General features: G+C 43.0%; 17 protein-coding genes. 10 read left to right on the top strand and 7 right to left on the bottom strand.

All coding sequences use genetic code 11. The annotated features are described in order from the left end of the window. Window positions 1-26 precede the first annotated feature (26 nt). Window positions 27-623 carry a DNA N-6-adenine-methyltransferase gene (locus D6V41_RS10310; RefSeq protein ID WP_136251422.1) on the bottom strand — a complete coding sequence of 199 codons (597 nt, stop codon included), beginning with the start codon at window positions 621-623 and terminating at the stop codon, window positions 27-29. A 364-nt stretch (window positions 624-987) separates the two neighbouring features. Here D6V41_RS10310 and D6V41_RS10305 point away from each other — a divergent pair, with 364 nt between their 5' ends. Beyond that, window positions 988-3,444: a putative bifunctional diguanylate cyclase/phosphodiesterase gene (locus D6V41_RS10305; protein WP_136251421.1), complete on the top strand. Its 2,457-nt coding sequence runs from the start codon at window positions 988-990 to the stop codon at window positions 3,442-3,444. A gap of 25 nt (window positions 3,445-3,469) precedes the next feature. Here the strand turns inward: D6V41_RS10305 and D6V41_RS10300 are convergent, their stop codons facing one another. From D6V41_RS10300 to D6V41_RS10290, 3 genes are all read right to left on the bottom strand, one after another. Then, window positions 3,470-3,649, bottom strand: a complete 180-nt coding sequence (locus D6V41_RS10300; protein ID WP_136251420.1) for a DUF2970 domain-containing protein — start codon at window positions 3,647-3,649, stop codon at window positions 3,470-3,472. Window positions 3,650-3,665: 16 nt separating this feature from the next. Further along, complete coding sequence (locus D6V41_RS10295) at window positions 3,666-3,977, bottom strand: hypothetical protein (protein ID WP_136251419.1); 312 nt, start codon at window positions 3,975-3,977, stop codon at window positions 3,666-3,668. Between the two features lie 164 nt (window positions 3,978-4,141). Beyond that, a complete protein-coding gene (locus tag D6V41_RS10290; RefSeq protein ID WP_136251418.1) occupies window positions 4,142-4,783 on the bottom strand; it encodes a TorF family putative porin in 642 nt (213 codons plus the stop codon). 376 nt (window positions 4,784-5,159) lie between these two features. Between D6V41_RS10290 and rpe the strand changes: the two genes are divergently transcribed. The 8 genes from rpe to D6V41_RS10250 all read left to right on the top strand — a co-directional run bounded on the left by rpe (window position 5,160) and on the right by D6V41_RS10250 (window position 13,620). Continuing rightward, window positions 5,160-5,822 carry a ribulose-phosphate 3-epimerase gene (gene rpe / locus D6V41_RS10285; RefSeq protein ID WP_136251417.1) on the top strand — a complete coding sequence of 221 codons (663 nt, stop codon included), beginning with the start codon at window positions 5,160-5,162 and terminating at the stop codon, window positions 5,820-5,822. Window positions 5,823-5,831: 9 nt separating this feature from the next. Continuing rightward, window positions 5,832-6,842 (top strand): tryptophan--tRNA ligase, encoded by a 1,011-nt coding sequence (gene trpS / locus D6V41_RS10280; protein WP_136251416.1) that lies wholly within the window; start codon window positions 5,832-5,834, stop codon window positions 6,840-6,842. Between the two features lie 6 nt (window positions 6,843-6,848). After that, on the top strand, window positions 6,849-7,427 hold the full coding sequence (locus D6V41_RS10275; RefSeq protein ID WP_136251415.1) for an anthranilate synthase component II: 579 nt from the start codon (window positions 6,849-6,851) through the stop codon (window positions 7,425-7,427). 3 nt (window positions 7,428-7,430) lie between these two features. Continuing rightward, window positions 7,431-8,633 carry an HDOD domain-containing protein gene (locus tag D6V41_RS10270; protein ID WP_136251414.1) on the top strand — a complete coding sequence of 401 codons (1,203 nt, stop codon included), beginning with the start codon at window positions 7,431-7,433 and terminating at the stop codon, window positions 8,631-8,633. Window positions 8,634-8,987: 354 nt separating this feature from the next. Further along, window positions 8,988-10,211, top strand: coding sequence for an aspartate aminotransferase family protein (locus D6V41_RS10265; protein ID WP_136251413.1), 1,224 nt, complete (start codon window positions 8,988-8,990; stop codon window positions 10,209-10,211). 15 nt (window positions 10,212-10,226) lie between these two features. Continuing rightward, window positions 10,227-11,264 (top strand): arginine N-succinyltransferase, encoded by a 1,038-nt coding sequence (astA, locus tag D6V41_RS10260; protein ID WP_136251412.1) that lies wholly within the window; start codon window positions 10,227-10,229, stop codon window positions 11,262-11,264. Between the two features lie 53 nt (window positions 11,265-11,317). Next, a complete protein-coding gene (gene astD, locus D6V41_RS10255) occupies window positions 11,318-12,802 on the top strand; it encodes a succinylglutamate-semialdehyde dehydrogenase (protein WP_136251411.1) in 1,485 nt (494 codons plus the stop codon). A gap of 11 nt (window positions 12,803-12,813) precedes the next feature. Further along, window positions 12,814-13,620, top strand: coding sequence for a DUF1338 domain-containing protein (locus D6V41_RS10250; protein ID WP_136251410.1), 807 nt, complete (start codon window positions 12,814-12,816; stop codon window positions 13,618-13,620). Window positions 13,621-13,687: 67 nt separating this feature from the next. Here D6V41_RS10250 and D6V41_RS10245 read toward each other — a convergent pair whose 3' ends face one another. Continuing rightward, window positions 13,688-14,563, bottom strand: a complete 876-nt coding sequence (locus D6V41_RS10245; RefSeq protein WP_136251409.1) for a putative RNA methyltransferase — start codon at window positions 14,561-14,563, stop codon at window positions 13,688-13,690. Continuing rightward, window positions 14,553-16,940: a DNA topoisomerase IV subunit A gene (gene parC / locus D6V41_RS10240; protein ID WP_136251408.1), complete on the bottom strand. Its 2,388-nt coding sequence runs from the start codon at window positions 16,938-16,940 to the stop codon at window positions 14,553-14,555. Before parC ends, D6V41_RS10245 begins: the two co-directional genes overlap by 11 nt. Window positions 16,941-17,114: 174 nt before the next feature. On the opposite strand from parC, the gene D6V41_RS10235 reads away from it, so the two are divergent. After that, entirely contained in the window at window positions 17,115-20,330 is a 3,216-nt protein-coding gene (locus D6V41_RS10235) for a hybrid sensor histidine kinase/response regulator (RefSeq protein WP_168711012.1), read from the top strand. Here D6V41_RS10235 and D6V41_RS10230 read toward each other — a convergent pair. Next, the gene (locus tag D6V41_RS10230; RefSeq protein ID WP_136251406.1) at window positions 20,322-21,047 is read right to left on the bottom strand and encodes a DUF2982 domain-containing protein; all 726 of its coding nucleotides are present in this window, start codon (window positions 21,045-21,047) and stop codon (window positions 20,322-20,324) included. The two genes, D6V41_RS10235 and D6V41_RS10230, sit on opposite strands and share 9 nt — an antisense overlap. Between the last annotated feature and the right edge of the window lie 14 nt (window positions 21,048-21,061).

The following is a 21,061-nucleotide window of genomic DNA, read 5'->3' as shown; positions in this document are numbered from 1 at the left end:
AACGACAGCGCCAAGTAGCGCTAAAACTAGCAAAGATGCTTTAACACCGCTCCTTCGGTTTTGAATACGCGCTTGAAGGCACGCACATTCGAACCGAAATATAAAAAGGCCTGCCCTCGCGTATTGCCAGAAACATGTTTACCGTCTCTGTTTTCAAACGCAATACGCTTACTGACCAGGCAAAGCGCTGCAGACTCATCCAAGAGATGCTGAAACCACTTCGTTTCAGTGGCGTTATTAACTAAAACTATCGCCTCACTGATCTCCCCTGCTTTCAAATGTTGAATAAAACAAGCAATTGATGCATTAATTAACTGCCTGCTGTAAGGCGGGTTCATAAAAACTGTGCCTGGTGTTTCAAACCACTTTTGCTTGAAAGCATCGCTAGATTCATCAAAAAACCGCAAGGCACCTACCACCTCGTTAGCCTGTGCACTCGAAAACGGGTCAAGTTCGATATCCCCAATGACGCGTTTTACTAAATTGATATATTTTTTCGGAGTAAACCACGCGTCAGAGTCACGGGTAAATGCACTATCGTGTTGCCCGTTTTGCATCGGCACTGCGCCAATATAACCAAGTTTCCGAGAGTCGGCTTTGTTTAACGGCAGTTTATCTTCCATTACGTGCTCTTATTATGTAAATTGCGGTTGCACTTCGATTTCAACAAGTACACAAAATCACATCACTTTGTGAAAAGTGTACCTACAGCCCCTAGCGTATTTGATCACAATAGACCCAAAACATACAGTTTTTTTTATCAAACACCCAGTTTTGTCAGAGCACGCTTCATTCACTGTATAAATTTTCTTCAGCCAAACCCAATTTATACCGCTTCCTCTCATTAGTTCGCGTTAATTGCCGATACTTTAATCAACATAGCGCGCATGAAGGCGTGGCATTCGCCTTCACTTAAGATACACTAACTGGCCCGAGTTCGGCCGCGGCATTGAACTGCTGCTCAAATGGAAGACTACGTATAAGCCCATGAATATTTTGCACGGCTTGCTGTCTAAAATGTTAATACTGGTTGTGGTAGTGGCAATTTTGTCACTTGCAGCTTCGTATACCTTTGTCTCCATTCAGCAAAAAAAGAACTTGGATGAAAATATTGAATCTCTAAAAGCGTCGCACCTTCGAGCGGCGTTTCAGATGTTCGAAAATCAGAAAAAAGAACAAACCTTATCGGCAGAAGAAGTGATCATGCTCAGTGATCTGTCGAGTAAATCCATTGAAGAGGTCAATCGCTTTTTTGAGTCGGTCTGGCCCCGGATACAACTAAATTTTGCACTATCGTCTATGGCATTTTCAAATGGTGAATCCAGCTACAGTTATGGTAGCTATCCTCATGAGCAAATGCGCGACATGGAAGCGAAAGCACGAAGTACCGGATTACCTGAATCAGATATTCTTTGCCATCTGACCTGCGATTTGGCCGCTTCTGTCCCTCTTGAATATCAAGGTGAGCGTTGGACGCTTTCTCTTTTAAGCGATTTGAACCCCTCATTTAACTTTTTAAACGAAGTCCTGGGCACCGATATAGGTATTCTGTCGCCATTTGAGCGACCTGCGCAGGATAATCTGACGCTCAAGCGCTACATTGCAGATTTTATGACTGGCTGGGCTGAAAATCGCGCCCTGCACGAAAAGGAGTTAAGCCTTCAAGACATTGAAACGCTTGAAAGCAAGGGTTTGCTAATAAACGTGTCGGGCATTGATTACTTTGTTTGGTTCGAAAAATTTAACGGAATTGGCGCGGATTTGACGCTGATGTTTGCGCGCAATGTGTCAACTAGCCTGGCTCAGCAGCGCGCACAAAAGCAGCAGGTTATTGTTATTTTTGTCACATTGACCTTTGGCATACTGCTATTTCTCATCCTGTTTTCGATTATTCCCATCTCAAAAATCAATCAGCTCAAGCGAGCAATTAAATTAATTGGCGCAAAAGAATATAACATCGCCCGTTATCGTTTAGGTAAACCAAGAAAGCGAGCACTCGCAGATGAACTGGACGACCTTGAGGATGAGTTTCGACATGCTATTGATGTACTCGAAACTTATGAACAAGAGTTGAGTAACTCGCAAAAGCGTCTGGTACGTCAAGCAACTATTGATAGTATTACAGGTTTATTCACACGCAACGTCTTGGTTGAAGACTTGGCAAATATGAATCAGGATGATTCAATTGAAAATGTCGCTATATTTTTTCTCGACCTAGATGGTTTTAAGCCTGTAAACGATAATCTTGGCCATGAAGCCGGCGATATCATGCTGAAAAAAATTGGCTACCGGCTAAAGGGAGTAGTGAATAAATTTATCCGTGTTTATCGAATTGGTGGTGATGAGTTTGTAATTTGCTACACAAATTATCGGTCTGACGAAGCGCTCACCTCTATGGCTGAAGCCGTCGTTGAGCTATTTTCAGCTCCTTTTCACATTTACGATAACAGCATTACCATTACAGCAAGTATCGGTATTGCCTATCAAAAGGCTAAAAATATTGAGCCGGACAGACTCTTACGCTATGCAGATATCGCAATGTATCAAGCGAAAGAAGATGGTAAAAACTGCTATTCATTTTTTAATGAGCAAATGCGTAAAAACGCACAGCGTCGTTTTACTATTAAAAATGATTTCGTTAGCTCGCTTGCGGCTGATCAACTATCGGTTGTTTTTCAGCCCGTAGTAAGTGCTCATGATCGCGCTATAACCAAATTTGAAGCACTGTGCCGTTGGAATCATCCTGATCTGGGCCATATACCGCCTCCTATTTTCATAGACGTGCTTGAAGAAAGCGAAAACATGAATACGCTGTTCGACTGGATAGTGGATAATGTGCTAAAAGAAATTCACTTTCTCGATAGTGTTGGATTAAGTGATGTGGTGGTTTCAATAAACTTAAGTCCATCTCAATTAGTCAACGATATGGCAATATCTACCATGTTATCGTTAACGACTAAACATGGTATCAATCCAAACCGTATTGAGCTGGAAATTACTGAAACATCATTGATTACGAGTTTTGATCAAGCCAAAGACTGGATTGAGATGGCCACCAGTCATGGGTTCAAGATTGCGATTGATGACTTTGGTGCCGGATATTCCTCTCTTTCCTACCTGACGGCGTTTTCATACGACACGGTTAAACTCGACAGGTCACTACTAAACAACATTGATAAAGATAAACGACAGCAGCGGATAGTGGGTTCGCTGACGCAAATGCTTCATGGTCTCTCTGTTCCAATTGTGGCAGAAGGGGCTGAAACAGAAGAGCACTTTGAACATCTTAGAAAATTAGGCTGCGATTACATTCAGGGGTATTTGATTTCCAAGCCCATAGGACACGAACAATTAAAAGCGTTTCTGGCTGATTATTTAAATGATTCTGAGAAATCGCAAACAGCGCAACCAATGAAATATGAGACCAATCAAGAGACGAAATAGAGTCGTAAGAAAGGCACGAAAGCGTTTATACCAAGAGTTTAACGACTAACATGATTGAAGCAATTAAGAGCACCAACATAAATACGCCGACAACAATGAAAGGTAAAATACTGCTTGATTGAGTAAAATCGTGTTCATAGTTTTTATGGGTTTGCACGCCAAAAAAACTTGCCAAAACACTTTTGATTACCTGCCAAATGCGCAAGAAATACGTCCTCTGATTACTGCGATTTGTTTCGATTTAATAGCTCAACTAAATCAAAATAATGAAACTGGCCAGATTCAGGAGATTTAAACAACCAGCTCACCCAATTTATCTGTTGACCGTTGCGATTGCATAGTTGTGCAACCTTTGCGTTGCCTCGCTGAGCTTGATGAGTGGATATTGCCGTTGATGTGGCGTAATTTTGTCCAGCATTGTGACAGGGAGCATTTGCAGTAGCCAACATCATATACACCGCCGCAAAAACCGCAAAACCTGACACGGACACCGTTATAAACAGGCGCTTCAAATACTTTTGAGCTTGGTGCATACCGAATCCTTTGGATGATTTAAAAAAACATCGACACAACTTTTTCTATTGTAGTTCAAAAAAATAAAAACGCCAACTGTTGAAGCTGGCGTTATTAAGGTCTTGCGTTTAAAAAACGGGTATAAGAGATAAATCCTTATACCCTTTAAACTATCCCACTTACTTTACAGGTCAAAACTTTTGGAAATCGTAAAGTAAATTGACTCATCGTTGTCTAAATCGCTATCGCTTTTGATAAATGCGACGCCAACGTCAAAGCCTTCTATTGAGGTGCCATACCCTACTTCGCCATAGTTTCCTTCGTAATCACCACCGAAGATACCCACTGTCGCGTAAAAACCTGCGTGTTCCGCTGTAATGCCTGTGAAAGTATAGGAATCATCCGGATCGCCTTCACCATCTCTTTCACCGAGGGTATATTCAACACTTAAAAAGCCGTAACCTGCGGAAAGGTTAATTTCATTATATTCTGTATCAAAATCACCGGTGTACTGATAAGTGGTTAAGCCTGCCCCAAGTGACAGTCCGTTTTCAAATTCAAAGCCATAGCCGCCATACACGTCTATTTCCAAGCCATCTTCAACGTCTGCGGCCCATACACCGCCATAAAAACCGCCTAATTCGACGTCAACACCACCATTGGCAGTAGCTGTGCTGTTTTGAACGATGCCACGAAAGTGATATTCCGTCATTAAACCCGCGTTTGCCGACCATGAAGCTTCAGCATGCGATTGATTGCTAATTGTTGACGTAGCCACGACTGCCAATAATGATGCCGCTAATGCCGTTTTTTTGATGTGTTTCATGTGTTTCTCCATTAGTTAAATGTGTTCAGTGCGTATTATTATTGTTATGACTTCGTCGTTAAGCTTGTTGCTTTAAAGTTTGCCGCTTGACCAACTTTTAGCAAAACCAGTGCCTAAAAATAAATAAAATTAAAATTGAATATAATTAGTTGAAAAATAATAACTTTTTATTCGGCACTGTGATTAAGACGGCAAGACAGAATGCTTAAAAAAGCCAAGTTCATCAATAATTTGCACCAAATTAAAACCTTCGCTCTAAAAAAGGGCAGTTTCTTGACTATTTTCTTTATCATTGCAGCAAGGTAGGGAAGTTCACTCTTTGCCTGCGTTAGAATCTTCGCTACACTTGAGCATTCGCTTGCTTACAGGAGCTAATATGTTTTCACCTTTAATTGCCCCATCAATACTATCAGCTGATTTTGCTCGCTTAGGTGAAGAAGTCGATGCCGTCCTCAACGCTGGTGCAGACATTATTCATTTTGATGTGATGGATAATCACTATGTCCAGAATTTGAGCTTTGGCCCGATGATTTGCAGTGCGCTTCGCAAATATGGCGTAACGGCAGATATCGACGTTCATTTGATGGTTAGCCCGGTGGACGATTTAATCGAGCGCTTCGCTGATGCAGGCGCGAGTATGATCAGCTTTCATCCAGAGGCAAGTTTGCACGTCGACAGGAGTCTGGCGCTGGTGAAAGATAAGGGCTGTAAGGTGGGCCTTGCGCTTAATCCGGCTACCCCGCTTAGCGTGCTCGACCACGTACTGCATAAACTGGACTACGTGCTTGTTATGTCAGTCAATCCCGGGTTTGGCGGGCAAACGTTTATTGAACATAGCATCGAGAAGATTAAAGCGCTAAAATCGCGCATCGATAAAGCCGGCCTGAATGTTCGAATCGAAGTGGACGGTGGCGTAAAGCTTGATAACGTAAAAGCTGTTCGTCAAGCTGGGGCCGATATGTTTGTAGCGGGTTCAGCTATTTTCAACACCGAGAATTATCAGCATACCATTAAAGAATTCAAACGATTAATAAGTTAGGAAATTGCAGTGACAAGTAAATCAAAGCCAGTCGTATTAAGTGGATGTCAGCCCTCAGGACAACTAACTCTAGGGAACTACATGGGCGCGCTCAAGCAGTGGGTGGATATGCAGTCAACACATGATTGCCTCTATATGATTGTAGACTTACATGCCATTACCGTACGTCAAGATCCTAAAGAGCTTCACAAAGCGTGCCTTGACGGCCTTGCACTGTATTTAGCTTGCGGGATCGATCCGGAAAAAAGCACAATTTTTATGCAGTCGCATGTGCCTGAACACGCACAACTGGGTTGGGTACTGAACTGTTTCACTCAAATGGGCGAATTAAATCGAATGACGCAGTTTAAGGATAAGTCGCAAAAGAATGTAAACAACATCAACGTTGGACTTTACGCCTATCCAGTATTGCAAGCGGCCGATATTTTGATTTATCAGGCAAACGAAGTCCCCATCGGTGAAGATCAAAAACAACATTTGGAACTCACCCGCGATATCGCCACTCGTTTTAACAATATGTATGGAGAAATATTCACACTCCCTGAGCCTTTCATTCCTGAATCAGGCGCTCGAGTCATGAGCCTGCAAGACCCTAGCAAAAAAATGTCAAAGTCAGATGACAATCCAAACAACATTATTGGCTTACTGGAAGACCCTAAAAAACTGGCGAAAAAAATTAAGCGGGCAGTAACCGACAGTGACGAACAAGCACGTATCTACTATGACACCGCTGAGAAGCCCGGCGTGTCAAACCTTCTTTCACTGCTTTCATGTGCAAGTGGAAAGCCCATTGAAAGCCTTGTCCCAGAATATGAAGATAAAATGTATGGGCACCTAAAATCAGACGTTGCAGACGCCGTAGTTGAACTTGTTACTCCTATTCAACATCGGTTTGCAGAGATTAGAGCCGATCAACAATACCTTCATTCCGTTATGAAACAAGGAAGTGCTAAAGCCCAGCGCATTGCGTCCGATACATTACATAAGGTGTACCAAACGTTAGGGTTTGTTGAAAGGTAGCCACCGGTGGTAGTAATAATCGATAACTACGATTCATTTACTTATAACCTAGCGCGCTATTTTGAAGAACTTGAACACCAGGTCACCGTTGTTAAAAACGATGCAATTACCATCGAGCAATTGCAGCGCATTGAATTTGATCACTTAGTGATATCGCCAGGGCCTTGCACGCCAGATGAGTCAGGCATATCCATGCCGGCAATAAAGGCATTTACAAAACACCTTCCTATCCTGGGTGTGTGTCTTGGACATCAAGCGATTGCTCAATGTGCTGGAGCTAATATTGTAAGGGCCGAGTTTATTCGGCACGGCAAAACATCCACCATACAATGTAACAGCCACTCTCGATTGTTTTCGCATTGCCCGGAGCGCTTTGAAGCCACCCGTTATCATTCTTTGATAATCGATGAACAAAGCCTTCCAGAGCAGTTCAGTATTAGCGCGTGGTGTCACGATTTTGGCAAAGCGGAAATCATGGCTATTGAAAACGCTAATGACCGACTTTACGGAGTGCAATTTCATCCTGAGTCGTTACTTACTGAACATGGACATCAAATTCTCAGGAATTTTTTGACACTTGGATAGTGAATGAAAAAGAGCGTTTCGCAATTAGCGGCCATATATAATGACCGATTTGAACAGATGTTGCTGTCGCTAGATGAAGCAATCATTTTGTCGGGTCAAAAAACTGAAGCGATGAAAATGTTCGAAGATTCTGAACAGGCAGAATCGCGTCGAAAATTACTCATGGTCGAAGAATTAGCGAATAAGCAGCGTGAAGTCGCTGCAACGGCCGAAAACAATTTCATGCACCAGATCGAGTCCGACTTTCACCGCACACTTATTCCTGACCTAGAAAATCGTTTTAATGATATTGAAGACGTGTTTTTCAACGTGCTTGATTTTGATCACTCGATTGGCAAGCTTTTAGACATTTTATATACAGAAGCCTGTTCAATCTCGCGTCTTGTTGCTTGCATTGAAAACGTCGAGTGGTTAAAAAAATCAATCATCAAATTTGTTCGCCAGCCAAAATATCGGCGCGTAGATTCCCAAGGTCATCCAATTATCCTAAGAACATTGCAAAGCGCCCTTAGCTTTATTGGCGTGGAATCACTGCGCTCCTTGCTGCCAGTGTTAATCGCAAAAAACTGCATGCCTCCGCATTCAGAATTTACGCCCGACCTGCAAAAGCACTTGTGGCTTTACACCATTGGCACTGGCAACATTGCGAAAGCTTTGGCGGAAAAGCGGAAAATCAAATCCCATTTCGGATTTAACATTGGGCTGCTATCGACCATTGGACGTTCAGTTATCGCATCATTATATTTAAGAAGCTTTGATGATAAACTACGTGAACGTATTATAGATGCCCGTAAACGAAATAACCCTAATCAGGCAAAAGCGCTTTCAGGTTTAAAACCCTCTCATAAATACATTATGACACTATGGCGCAAACACGCCGACAACATTAATGCCGCTGTTTTTGCTGAGCTTAATTGCCGATGGTTACAAATTGGAATTGGCTTTGAAGACTACACGGCAATACGCTCCATTAGTTACAAGTCACTTGAAGAGCAAAATTTACACCCTCTCACAAAATTGCTATTTAATGCTCAGGGCTACATGCAATTTAAAATGATGCAAACGCAAAAACTAATGAACAAAGAAGCATCAATGTTGTATTTGCGCAACTTTGGTATCAAATCAGATGATGTTGCAATCGTCACCAAAATCAATCTTACTGGCATTGAGCTTAAAATCAGCGAAGATGCCCCCGAAGAAATCTGATTTTGATTAACATTTTGCGTAAATGTACTGCAATAATTACGCTTTTATCATCTTGTTAAAAAAATTTTTTGCATGTTTATGCGCGCCATTACGTCAATTTAATTGACTTCCTTTCGCATATCTTTGCGCCTGAGGCATGCTTGTTCAACAGCCTGACAGCGAAACTTTGTTCTTTTCAGCTTAAACTTTAAGCGACTTTACCTGTGGTAATCGCACAAAAATAATTATTCATTGCTTATGCAAATATCTTCATTTCCTTTTAAAAACAAGACTTTTGCTGATTTACTGGTAGCGACTATTGCTTAATTTTCTGGCATAATATCGCTCTTAATCGAAGTGGAAATAGAGGTGTTTATGCAAGTTACCAGAGAAACTTTTAACGAAGTCATGGTGCCAAACTACAATCCTGCGGCGATGGTGCCAGTGCGCGGCGAGGGCTCGCGTGTTTGGGATCAGGATGGTGTTGAGTATATTGATTTTGCTGGCGGCATTGCAGTAAACGTATTAGGCCACTGTCACCCTGAGCTAGTAAAAGTGCTGAATGAGCAAGGTAGCAAGCTCTGGCATTTAAGCAATGTATTTACCAATGAGCCTGCGCTACGACTAGCGAAAAAGTTATGCGATGCCACGTTTGCTGAAAAGGTATATTTTGCAAACTCTGGTGCCGAAGCAAACGAGGCAGCCTTGAAACTTGCGCGACGTTTTGCTCTTGACCACTACGGCGAAGAAAAAGACCAGATTATTTCATTTACTAAAGGCTTTCATGGCCGTACTTTCTTTACTGTCACTGTTGGCGGCCAACCTGCTTATTCCGATGGATTTGGTCCAAAGCCAGGGGCGGTCGTACATAGCGAGTTTAATAATTTAGATGCACTTAAAGCCATAATTTCGGATCGTACTTGCGCGGTCATGATGGAGCCAATGCAAGGTGAAGGTGGAATTATTGTACCTGACATTGAATTTGTAAAAGGTGTACGTGAGCTTTGCGATAAGCACAATGCACTGTTAATTTTTGATGAAGTGCAATCTGGAATGGGTCGTACTGGAAAATTATTCGAGTACATGAATCTTGGCGTTACGCCTGATATTCTTACTTCGGCTAAATCACTGGGCGGTGGCTTTCCCGTTGGCGCAATGCTTACTACTAATAAAATCGCTGAAAGCCTAAAACCAGGCACGCACGGAAGCACTTACGGCGGTAATCCGCTAGCGTGTGCAATTGCGGAAAAAGTGTTTGATATCGTAAATGACCCCAAGATCCTTTCGTCAGTAGCGCACAAAGAAGCTTTGTTCCGTGAAAAACTGAAAGAGATTAACGACAAATACCATGTATTTTCTGAAATTCGCGGCAAAGGCATGCTCTTAGGCTGCGCAATGGCAGATGAATATAAGGGCAAAGCAAGAGACTTTATGATGGCCGCGAATGAGCAGGGCTTGATGTGTCTCGTTGCAGGTATGGATGTTGTTCGCTTCGCGCCTTCTTTAATTATTCCTGATGAAGATATAATCGAAGGACTTGCGCGCTTTGAACGTGGCATTGCAAAAATGCTTGAAACGCAAAGCCTTGAAAACGCCTAATAGGACACTAATCATATGTTGGTTATTCGCCCTATTCAGGCGCAAGATTACGATGCGCTTTATGAAATTGCCCAGGAATCAGGTATTGGTTTTACCTCGCTGCCGGTAAACGAGGCATTACTTCGGAAAAAGATTCTGGCAGCGCAAAATGCCTTTGCCAGTCAACCGGATACACCCGGCGTTCAAAGTTATCTGTTTGTGATGGAAGACACCGAAACCGGTGAAGTAGTAGGCACATCTGGAATCGAGGCTACTGTGGGCCTTACCGACGCATTTTACCACTATCACGTTGGTAAAGTGGTTCACGCCTCTCGTGAGTTAAACGTCCACAACACTGTAGATATCCTTACCTTTTGTAACGACTATACTGGCGTAAGCGAAATTTGTACTTTATTTTTACGTGAGAAAGCAAGAAAAGGGCATGCCGGAAGGCTATTATCAAAGTTTCGCTTTTTGTTTATGGCGCAGCATAAACAGCGTTTTGCAGACACTGTCATAGCGGAAATGCGCGGTATATCCGACGAAAATGGAACCAGCCCTTTTTGGGAGTGGCTCGAAAAGCACTTTTTTTCAATGGATTTCCCGACTGCCGATTATCTTACCGGTATTGGAAACAAAGTTTTTATTGCTGAATTGATGCCCAAGTATCCAATTTACGTCAAATTGCTCTCAAAAGAAGCGCAAGCCTGTATTGGTAAAGTGCACGAGAAAACCAAACCCGCGCTTCGTCTCTTGCAGCAGGAGGGGTTTAAAAATCGCGGTTATGTGGATATTTTTGACGCAGGTCCAACTGTAGAAGCTGATTTAGTGAATATCACAACTGTTAGAAATAGCAGGCAGTGCACAATATCAAAGCTCGAAGAGGTTCCTGAGACAAAAGAGGACCTGTACTTTATTATTAACGACAAGATAGCTGACTTTAGAGCCTGTGTTGCTCCCCTTGATTTTGATCACAACGGAGACGCAATAATCAGCCCCAAAACCGCTAATGCTTTATTAATAGAAGCAGGTAATAAAATCCGTATTTGTGCATGCGCACCAAAACGCGCATAACAGTGTTACCTTAATTTATCACACAAGCAATCTAAAACATTCCGGGAGTATGTATGCAAGCAGTCACTACCCATTTTATTAACGGACAGTGGATAGAAGGCGAAGATGCGTCTTTTCAATCCATTGACCCAGCGAAAAACCGTTCTGTATGGGAAGGTAAAGCCGCCAGTGCTGCCCAGGTCAATGCCGCGGTTAACGCAGCACGTGAAGCATTTGTTGACTGGTCACTGAGCCCCCTTGAAGACCGCATCGCAATCATAAAGCGTTTTGTCGCGCTACTAGAAGAAAATAAGCCGGCGCTTGCCAAGGTCATTGCTCAGGAAACAGGTAAACCGGAATGGGAAACAGCCACCGAAGTTGCCGCGATGATAGGTAAAGCCGCGATTTCTGAGCGAGCCTATCATGAGCGCACCGGAACAGTTGAAAACCCCATGCCTGCGGGTAAAGCAATTTTGCGCCATCGACCGCACGGTGTTGTAGCAGTTTTTGGACCCTATAATTTTCCTGGCCATTTGCCAAACGGTCATATTATCCCGGCCCTTCTTGCTGGAAACACAGTCGTATTTAAACCCAGTGATTTAACGCCGCTTGTTGCCCAGCATACGGTAAAATTATGGGAGCAAGCCGGACTACCGAAAGGTGTGCTAAACCTTGTGCAAGGTCAGGTCGAAACCGGTAAAGCACTGGCACAGCATCCTCAAATTGACGGTCTGTTTTTCACTGGTAGTTCGAACACTGGCAAACTTTTGCATGAGCAATTTGCGGGCAATCCGGGAAAAATATTGGCGCTGGAAATGGGTGGCAATAATCCACTTATTGTCACAAAAGTTAGCGACATTAAAGCTGGAGTCCACGATATTATCCAATCAGCGTTTATCAGTTCGGGCCAGCGCTGTACTTGTGCTCGAAAGCTTTTTCTACCTCGTACAACTGAAGGTGATGCGCTTTTAGAAGCCTTAATAAAAGCGACAAAGCAAATCAAAGTCGGCGATTACGATGCGCAAGATCAACCCTTTATGGGCGCGATGATATCTGCCAAAGCGGCAACGCTTATGGCGGCGGCTCAAGCCTCGCTAATTGAGTTAGGTGCAAAGCCATTAGTGGAATTAGTGCACAAGGATGAAAACACCGGTTTTGTTACTCCGGGGATCATTGATGTGACTGACGTGATTGACAAAATGCCTGACGAAGAACACTTTGGTCCTTTGTTAAAAGTCATACGATATACCGACATTGATGAGGCAATTACCCTTGCCAACAATACCAAGTTTGGGCTTTCTGCCGGTTTGTTATCTGATAAACGGGAAGACTACGATTACTTTCTACCGCGCATTCGAGCAGGTATTGTTAACTGGAACCGCCCCATTACTGGTGCAAGTAGCGCAGCGCCTTTCGGCGGCGTAGGTGAAAGTGGCAATCATAGAGCAAGCGCTTACTATGCAGCTGATTATTGTAGCTACCCAGTGGCCTCTGTAGAGCTTGAACAACTTGCTCTACCGGCATCATTAAGTCCCGGTTTATCTTTAGATATTGAATGAGGAAGGTCTAAATGCATAAAGACGTAAACAGCCTATTTGACGGACTTTGGCACAATTATCTCGCCATTACTCCTTCAGCAGAAAAAATACACGCATTGATTGGTGATAAAAGCGGCGAGTCAGATATAGTTAACGACCACATCGCGCTTAGAACCTTCAATATCGATAAGGTGAATATTGATAAATTAGCAGCTCACTTCAAAGCGGTGGGATATACGCAAGGTGGCGAATATGATTTTGCAGCAAAAAAGCTCAATGCCTTGCATTTCCAACATCCCGATCCCGAGCAGCCAAAGGTGTTTATCAGCGAATTGCGTGTGGATGAGTTAAGCGAAGAGGCGCAAACGATCATTCATCGCATGGTGGAGCAAATTGACCCATCGAGTGTTATGGATGATAATTTTCTTTATTCAGGCACCCATTGGCAGGTAAGCAGTGCTGATTATAAAACGCTTTTGGCTGAATCGGAATATGCAGCATGGATGGCGGCATGGGGTTATCGTGCCAACCATTTCACCGTGAGCGTTAATCATTTACGCAATATCAGCGAACTAAGCGAAGTAAATGAAATACTCAAACAGGCTGGCTTCGCGCTTAATACTTCAGGCGGTGAAATTAAAGGCGGAGAGGATGTTTGTCTTGCTCAGTCTTCTACAATGGCAGATAAGGCAGAAGTAAAATTCTCAGACAAACCCATGGTTATTCCTAGCTGTTTTTATGAGTTTGCACAGCGATACCGCTTACCTGATGGCAATTTGTATCAAGGCTTTGTTGCAGCCTCTGCTGATAAGATATTTGAAAGCACTAACGCGCAATAAGGCTGTTTTATTTCAATAAGCCTGTTTGAAACGCCCGGCATGGTCTGGGCGTTTTCTTTAAATCCGTTCAGCAAGCTTGAGTTTGCGAGTGTCTAAGGCAGAGCGTAAAGTGCGCATGCACCTTATTCAGTCTTTGCAGTAGCTGTTGTTTGTTTTCATCTGATATTCGATACAGAAAAGGTGTCATAGTCAGTAATGCATGACGTAAATCAGTGTTTGGAAGCGACACATCAAATGCTAAGTCATGTATTTGTGCATTTGAGAAGCCTTGGATCTCATCTGTTCGCGGCTCGTGCTTTAGTGATTTTTCATAAACAAACGCTTTAAGTTCTTCTAAATGAGATTCACCTGGCATAACTTCTAGCCACAGTCCGCCGGGCTTGAGTATCCGAGCTATTTCTTTCGCGTCACTCGGTCCAAAGACTTGCAACACGATATCCTGAGAATGCGTTTCCAAGGTAAGGTTGTAAGTACTCGCTACCGCATAGCTATTTAATTTATAAGTTTTGGCAGCTTTGGTTATAGCGAATTTTGATATGTCAACACCACTAATAGTTAGTGGATACTCACGCTCTAATTTTTCTTTAATATAAGCGGAGTAATAGCCCTCACCGCATGCGGCATCAAGTAGATTAAAGCTATGACATGTCAATAAAGACGCAGAAGCTCCGCTCGTTTGTGATAAATCATTAAGGTAGCTTTTTACGAGCGTTCGCAATCTATCAGCTAGTATTTCATATGCGCCGCTTTGAAGAAAAGTATGCCGGGCATTGATCATTGCTTTACTATCGCCCGGCTCCTTACTTTTTTTCTGATTAGCGAGCAATAAGTTAACATAATTATACTTTGCGCGATCATATTGGTGACCATTAATGCAAGAAAACCCGCTAGCGCTTTGCAAAAGTGAGCACTTGCAAACCGGACACATCCAATTACTCTTCATCAAAGTTTAGGTCGCCGCTACTATTTTCCTGTGGTTTTATGACAGTATTTTTTACTGCATTTGTTGTTTTTTCAGTTGTCTCTTCAGCCGTCTCATCAATGAGCTCATCCGTTGGCTGAGATTGCGCTAATAAAACTTCTACGCCATCTACTCTTTGCAAACCGCGAGGCAGCTTATTTCCGCGGCGTCCACGCTCACCCTGATAATGAGAAAGGTCACTTGGACTTAGCGTCATGATGCGCTTGCCGGCAATCACTTTAATACTTGCCCCTTCTGGTACAACTGAAAGCTGCGTGAGATATTCCTCACGACTTTTTGCTTTTGCGGAAGGGATATTCATCAGTTTATTGCCTTTACCTTTACCAAGCACAGGCAAATCCCTAAGCGGGAAGAGTAACATTCTGCCTTGATTTGAGATGCACAGGCACCAATCACTGTCTAGTTGTGAAACCGCTTGTGGACACATAATTTTTGCGCCAACAGGTAGTGAAACGTAGGCTTTACCTGCTTTATTCTTGGTTAGCATATCTTCGAAATGACCGACAAATCCGTAGCCTGAATCGGACCCAATCAGGTAAGCCTGCTCGCTTTTGCCCATAATAACGTATTCAGCGCGTTCACCACCTACAATGCTAAAGCGCCCGGTAAGTGGTTCTCCCTGGCTTCTTGCAGAGGGTAAAGCATGCGCGTCGCACGAAAATGTTCGACCCGAAGAATCTAAAAATACAGCGGGCTGATTGCTCCTTCCTTTCGCACTATGCAGATACGCATCACCCGATTTGTAACTTAAGTTTGGCGCATCGACATCATGCCCCTTGGCGCAACGCGCCCACCCTTTTTCAGAAAGCACTACCGTTACCGGCTCTGAAGGAACAAGCTCTTTTTCGCTTAGCGCTTTAGCCTCTCCACGCTCAACAATAGGTGAGCGTCTATCGTCTCCGTAGGTTTCTGCATCAGCCAGAATTTCTTTTTTAATTAATGTTTTAAGTCGTCTGTCAGAGCCGAGTAATAATTGTAAAGCATCTCTTTCTTTACTTAACTCTTCCTGTTCGCCCTTAATTTTCACTTCTTCAAGTTTTGCCAAATGACGAAGTTTTAATTCAAGAATGGCTTCAGCTTGCGTATCAGAAAGTCCAAATCGCTCCATGAGCACAGGCTTTGGTTTATCCTCATTTCGGATAATCGCAATCACTTCATCAATATTTAAAAAAGCAATTAACAAGCCTTCCAGGATATGCAGGCGTGCTAGCACTTTGTCTAAGCGATACTGCAAACGACGAGTGACAGTATCTTTTCTAAATACAAGCCATTCATTCAGGATGGACTTTAAGTCTTTAACCTGTGGACGACCGTCAAGACCAATCATATTAATATTAACGCGATAGGATTTTTCCAAATCGGTAGTTGCGAATAAATGCTGCATGACCTGCTCAACATCTACACGATTAGAGCGTGGAGTTACCACCAAACGCGTTGGATTTTCATGATCAGATTCATCGCGCAGGTCGCTAACGAAAGGCAGCTTTTTGGCCTGCATTTGTGCGGCTATTTGTTCAAGAATTTTAGCGCCCGATGCTTGATGAGGAAGAGCGGTAATAACAACCTCACCGTTCTCTTCATGATAAACTGCCCGCATTTTGATGCTGCCACGGCCGGTTTCATAAATTTTTTGAATATCCGCTTTCGGTGTAATCACTTCGGCATCTGTCGGATAATCTGGCCCTTGCACAAACTCTAAAAGTTCGCTTAATTCGGCTCGGCTGTTATCAAGTAATAACGCACACGCGTTAGCTAACTCTCTGGCATTATGCGGCGGAATATCGGTAGCCATCCCGACCGCGATACCGGTAACGCCATTTAACAGTATATGCGGTAAGCGAGCTGGCAATACTTTTGGCTCTTGTAAGGTACCATCAAAATTTGGCACCCAATCAGCCGTTCCTTGTCCTAATTCAGTTAAAAGAATTTCGGAAAACTTCGATAGTCGCGCTTCGGTATATCGCATCGCAGCAAACGATTTAGGATCGTCCGGCGCGCCCCAGTTTCCCTGTCCGTCTACAAGCGGATAGCGATAAGAAAAAGGCTGAGCCATTAAGACCATAGCTTCGTAACAGGCAGAATCACCGTGCGGATGGAATTTACCTAATACATCCCCCACTGTTCGCGCCGATTTTTTGTATTTTGCATTGTTGCTTAAACCTAAATCAGACATCGCGTAAATAATTCGTCGCTGCACCGGCTTTAAACCATCGCCTATGTGCGGCAAGGCTCTGTCCATGATGACATACATGGAATAATTTAAATAAGCGTCTTCGGTAAAGCGTCCTAGCGAAAGTTGCTCTATACCATCACTGTTTATTGTTATATCGTTATTCATAGGCTCTTAGTCGATTGACTGAAGTAAACTTATTACAAAGGAATTAAGATTATAACCCGCATGGTATCGCATTTTCTTAAAAAGAATAACTTCTCTTTGCATAAAGCGCTTTTTGATTGTTGCTATCGATTAAAAAGGTTTGCAAGAGCCTGTTTTATAGCGTTGCTGCTCACTGTGAGTCTGATTACCTCTGTGCTTGCTCAGCAAAATAAAATTGTGCTCAACGATGAAAATGCGCCTGCGCTGGTTACGCCAAAATTTGCCGTTTATTGGGATCAAGAACAAGGGGATCAAGGACGGGGAGGTCAGGGAAGAGGGAAGCAAGAAGCAGGGGTTCAAGACTGGGGAAACCCACTTCAAGGCACGAGACCATCTCCAGCAGAGCCTCTTGCCTTCAACGAATTCAAAGCAAAAAAAGACAGCTTGCCTTACGAATTTTCAAATCAGGCCAATTTTGGTTTCGTCCAAAATGGACTATGGTTTCATGCCAAAATTGAAAATCAAAGCGATATTGAGGATTGGGTGCTTTCCGTTCGCTTTGCCCAAATTAACGATGCGCGATTATACCTGGTGCATGAGGGCGAAACCATTTATGAGAAGACCGACGGGATCCTGAACAAGCACTCGCACTATGCCAATCCAACATTCGAAATAAGGTTTGAAAAAAATCAGACTGTGGATGCCTATTTGTATGTATCCGCTTCGAGTATGTCTCTTTTGGCGCCTATTTATCTGGAGCCTGAATCAGCACATAGCGTGACGAACAAAATCGATTTTCTGTTATGGGGGGGCTTTTACGGAACCATAATAATTTTGGCAATGTATGCCATAACCTTTTCTTTTAATTATCCGAGCCTGAGTAATTTACTGTTCTTTTTTCATATTTTTGTTGTGTTGAAGTGGCAACTTAGTTGGAGTGGGCATAGCTACTTGCTCGGTGATGCTTTTTTTGCCATTTTTAATTACGTCCGGCCTGAAGAAATTATTCTTCTGCTTGGAATTTCCAGTACGGCTTTTACGACGCAACTTTTACCCCGCAAAAAATTCAGTAGCCGCATTTACATCATGCAAATTGGCTTTATTGTACTAAGCATTATTGCGTTAGCTTTACTCAGTTTTAACGCGTTCTCAATCGAATGGCGTTTTATCATTACCTACACTCTAGGTTATGTTTGTCTGGCCGTTAATTTTTTAAGCGCTTTTCAAACGTTTAACAGTCAATATGCACCCGCACGTCCAATTTTAATAGCCTGGATTTTAATGGTAATAGGCGTTGTGTTTAGCACGCTTTATATATTTGGATATTTATCCACAAATACTTTCAATTCTCAGCTTTTTCAACTGGCATTGAATTTACAAGCGGGCGCATTTCTTCTGGGTATCGTCAGTAAAACGCAAAATGAGCTTGAAGACGAGTTGCTGCAAGCGAGAGCCGACGCTGAAAACAACTTCTTGATGGTGGAAGAGCAGAACGTGCATTTGGAGATCGCCCGTCGGGAGGCCGTTAAAGCGAGCGAAGTAAAGTCGCAGTTTTTGGCAAATATGTCGCACGAAATCCGGACGCCTTTAAACGCGATTATCAATTTTAGTAAGGAGTTGGAGTCAAAAGTGAATGTTGCAGAACGCGACGAGCACGTGAAGATTGTTAACTCAGCTGCAAAAGACTTACTCACACTGGTCAACGATATTCTAGACTTTTCAAAGATGGAAGCCGGACAGCTCACGCTGAACGAAAAGCCTTTTCAGCCTCGTGATTTGTTTGAAGATATTGCCGCTACCATGTCAAAGACCGCTCACCTTAAGCAATTGGAATTCATCTATGATGTTGACGATTTGCCTACATTTTTAGTGGGTGATGTATTCCGCGTTAAACAGCTTTTAACAAACTTACTCAGCAATGCCCTTAAATTTACCAATTATGGGCATGTTGCCTTAAGAGCAAAGGTAGATAGTCTAACGAGTCGAGAATGCGTTATACGCATCAAAGTAGAAGATTCCGGTATCGGTATTAACGAACAGGATTTAGACACGATATTTAAAGCATTTCATCAATTAGAAGACGAACTCAATCGCTCTTATCAGGGAACGGGCTTAGGTTTGGTTATCTGCCAGGAGTTGGTCTATTTAATGAACGGACATTTAAGTGTCAGAAGTGAACCAACCATTGGAAGCTGTTTTGAAGCAATTATTCCCTTTAAAGTTCAGTCTAGCCAACAAATTGGCAAGCCCGGCATATTACCTCATAGCTTGAACAGCCTGCCATTTTTAGGTCGTAAAGCTTTTGTTTATGACCGCTGGGGAGAGTCTCGGCGAACTATCGTCCGCCAGCTTCAGATTACCGGATTTGAGGTAAGCAGTTTCGAAAGTCTTGATTTGCTGATCCAAAAACTTGAGGCAGATAGTTATCTCTTTATTGTGTTATCACTTACCCAAACCAGCAAACGTCATTTTATTATTGAGCGAGTGAAACCTTACGCACCTGACAACACGATTGTCTTGTTCTCTGGACCACCGCCTCCTAACCCACTGATCAGCATGTTACCTGTTTCGACACGAGTAGTGCGCTTGCCATTAACGGCTCGAAAGGTCACGTCTATTGACTCGCCAGTGCACGCAATGCAGTTGTCTGAGACTGAAAAAAAGATAAAAGACCTGCCCAGCGCTAGAATTCTTGCTGTTGATGATATGGAGTTGAACCTTCGTTTGCTTGAGACCTGGATGAAAAACTCACCAATAACACTTGATTTGGCATACGATGGACATAGCGCCATCGAAAAGTGTGAGCAAATTGAGTACGACCTTATATTGATGGATATTCAAATGCCAGGATTAGACGGCATAGAAACGACAAAACGCATTCGCAAGTTAAGCCTGAATCGAGCCACACCAATAATTGCTGTCACAGCTCATGCTCTGGAAAAAGAAAAACAGCATTTTCTGGAGTCAGGGCTGGAAGACTTTTTATCCAAACCTATTGAACTGGATAGCTTAATTTCTCTGATCTATGAATGGTGTGATTTTCAAGATCATGACTCAGAAAAATTGCCGGAAAGTATTGACTGGGATCTGGCGCTTTCTCGCTCTAATCAGAATCCGGAAGTAGCAATGTCCTTTATGGACGATTTTGTCAGTCATTTGAACGACCATCGAAAAGACATTCAGCAATACGCAGAAAGACAAGAAATAAAATCCTTACTGGAAAGTGTCCACAAGCTTCATGGCGCGTGTTGCTACACCGGTGTACCCCGATTACAAATGCTGTGTTTTGAATTAGAAGAAGCGATAAAAAGAGACCCCACTTTTGCCTACGAAACCAAGGTAGAGGAACTATTACTTGAAGCCAATTTGTTAATCAATGATTGGGCTCAACGAAGGCAGTTCTTAATTTGAGACTTTTTCAATTTGTAGTTGTTTTACGTTGTCGTGGCATTCTCGAATCAGCATGACAAATTCCTCTGCGCTTCTATCAAGTTCATTTGTTGAAATGAATACATCATAACCTAAACCGGTTTGTAGTTTTCGCATGCGATTGGCAAACATTGCCGTAACGCCTCGCAGAATCGTTCCCTCTTTTGTCTTGTATTTGGCATCTTCGATGAGGTCATCACCATAACACCTGCCCCCTTCGCAATTGCTACGCTCTATTTGCGCAACCAGTGGACGTTGCTCCATTAGCAAATGCGTAATTAAGCGTGGTGAAATCTGAGATAAAAAGCGTTCAGGCTCTTTGAGTCTAAATCCAACCATTTCTAAGTCCACATGTTCGAAACCGCGATGGACGCGCGGTACATCGACGCGTTGAATATTTTCCCAGTGCAAGGTCCACCTGCCTAAGCGATGGTGGTAAGTGACCGACTCTCGGGTAATTTCGAGACTGTATTTCGGCTCTCTGATTTTAAAAAAACCCATCGTGAGTGCAATGATGCCAGCAGCAATAATCAGTACGCCGGCGAGGAAAAACAACGGCGGTAAAAATACAATCATAATTGCGCCAAGGCTCACACCTGCAGAGCCGATAAGCAGTGTGGTTAATCCATTGGTAGCCGATATCCCGCGAATAAAAATCGCGTCTTCGTTTTCATTTGTGCTTACTTCAGAGGAAGACATAAAAGTACATTATC

The sequence above is a fragment of the Ningiella ruwaisensis genome (genome assembly GCF_004798935.1).
Classification (GTDB): Bacteria; Pseudomonadota; Gammaproteobacteria; order Enterobacterales; family Alteromonadaceae; genus Glaciecola; species Glaciecola ruwaisensis.
Note: the sequence above shows the minus strand (reverse complement) of the source record. Positions and strands in the feature narration are given on the sequence as shown.

What these genes read in the sequence shown, in the direction of transcription:
- D6V41_RS10310 (WP_136251422.1), bottom strand. Translation starts at nt 623, where the DNA reads ATGGAAGATAAACTGCCGTTAAACAAAGCCGACTCTCGGAAACTTGGT.
- D6V41_RS10305 (WP_136251421.1), top strand. Translation starts at nt 988, where the DNA reads ATGAATATTTTGCACGGCTTGCTGTCTAAAATGTTAATACTGGTTGTG.
- D6V41_RS10295 (WP_136251419.1), bottom strand. Translation starts at nt 3,977, where the DNA reads ATGCACCAAGCTCAAAAGTATTTGAAGCGCCTGTTTATAACGGTGTCC.
- D6V41_RS10290 (WP_136251418.1), bottom strand. Translation starts at nt 4,783, where the DNA reads ATGAAACACATCAAAAAAACGGCATTAGCGGCATCATTATTGGCAGTC.
- rpe (WP_136251417.1), top strand. Translation starts at nt 5,160, where the DNA reads ATGTTTTCACCTTTAATTGCCCCATCAATACTATCAGCTGATTTTGCT.
- D6V41_RS10270 (WP_136251414.1), top strand. Translation starts at nt 7,431, where the DNA reads ATGAAAAAGAGCGTTTCGCAATTAGCGGCCATATATAATGACCGATTT.
- D6V41_RS10265 (WP_136251413.1), top strand. Translation starts at nt 8,988, where the DNA reads ATGCAAGTTACCAGAGAAACTTTTAACGAAGTCATGGTGCCAAACTAC.
- astA (WP_136251412.1), top strand. Translation starts at nt 10,227, where the DNA reads ATGTTGGTTATTCGCCCTATTCAGGCGCAAGATTACGATGCGCTTTAT.
- astD (WP_136251411.1), top strand. Translation starts at nt 11,318, where the DNA reads ATGCAAGCAGTCACTACCCATTTTATTAACGGACAGTGGATAGAAGGC.
- D6V41_RS10250 (WP_136251410.1), top strand. Translation starts at nt 12,814, where the DNA reads ATGCATAAAGACGTAAACAGCCTATTTGACGGACTTTGGCACAATTAT.
- D6V41_RS10245 (WP_136251409.1), bottom strand. Translation starts at nt 14,563, where the DNA reads ATGAAGAGTAATTGGATGTGTCCGGTTTGCAAGTGCTCACTTTTGCAA.
- parC (WP_136251408.1), bottom strand. Translation starts at nt 16,940, where the DNA reads ATGAATAACGATATAACAATAAACAGTGATGGTATAGAGCAACTTTCG.
- D6V41_RS10230 (WP_136251406.1), bottom strand. Translation starts at nt 21,047, where the DNA reads ATGTCTTCCTCTGAAGTAAGCACAAATGAAAACGAAGACGCGATTTTT.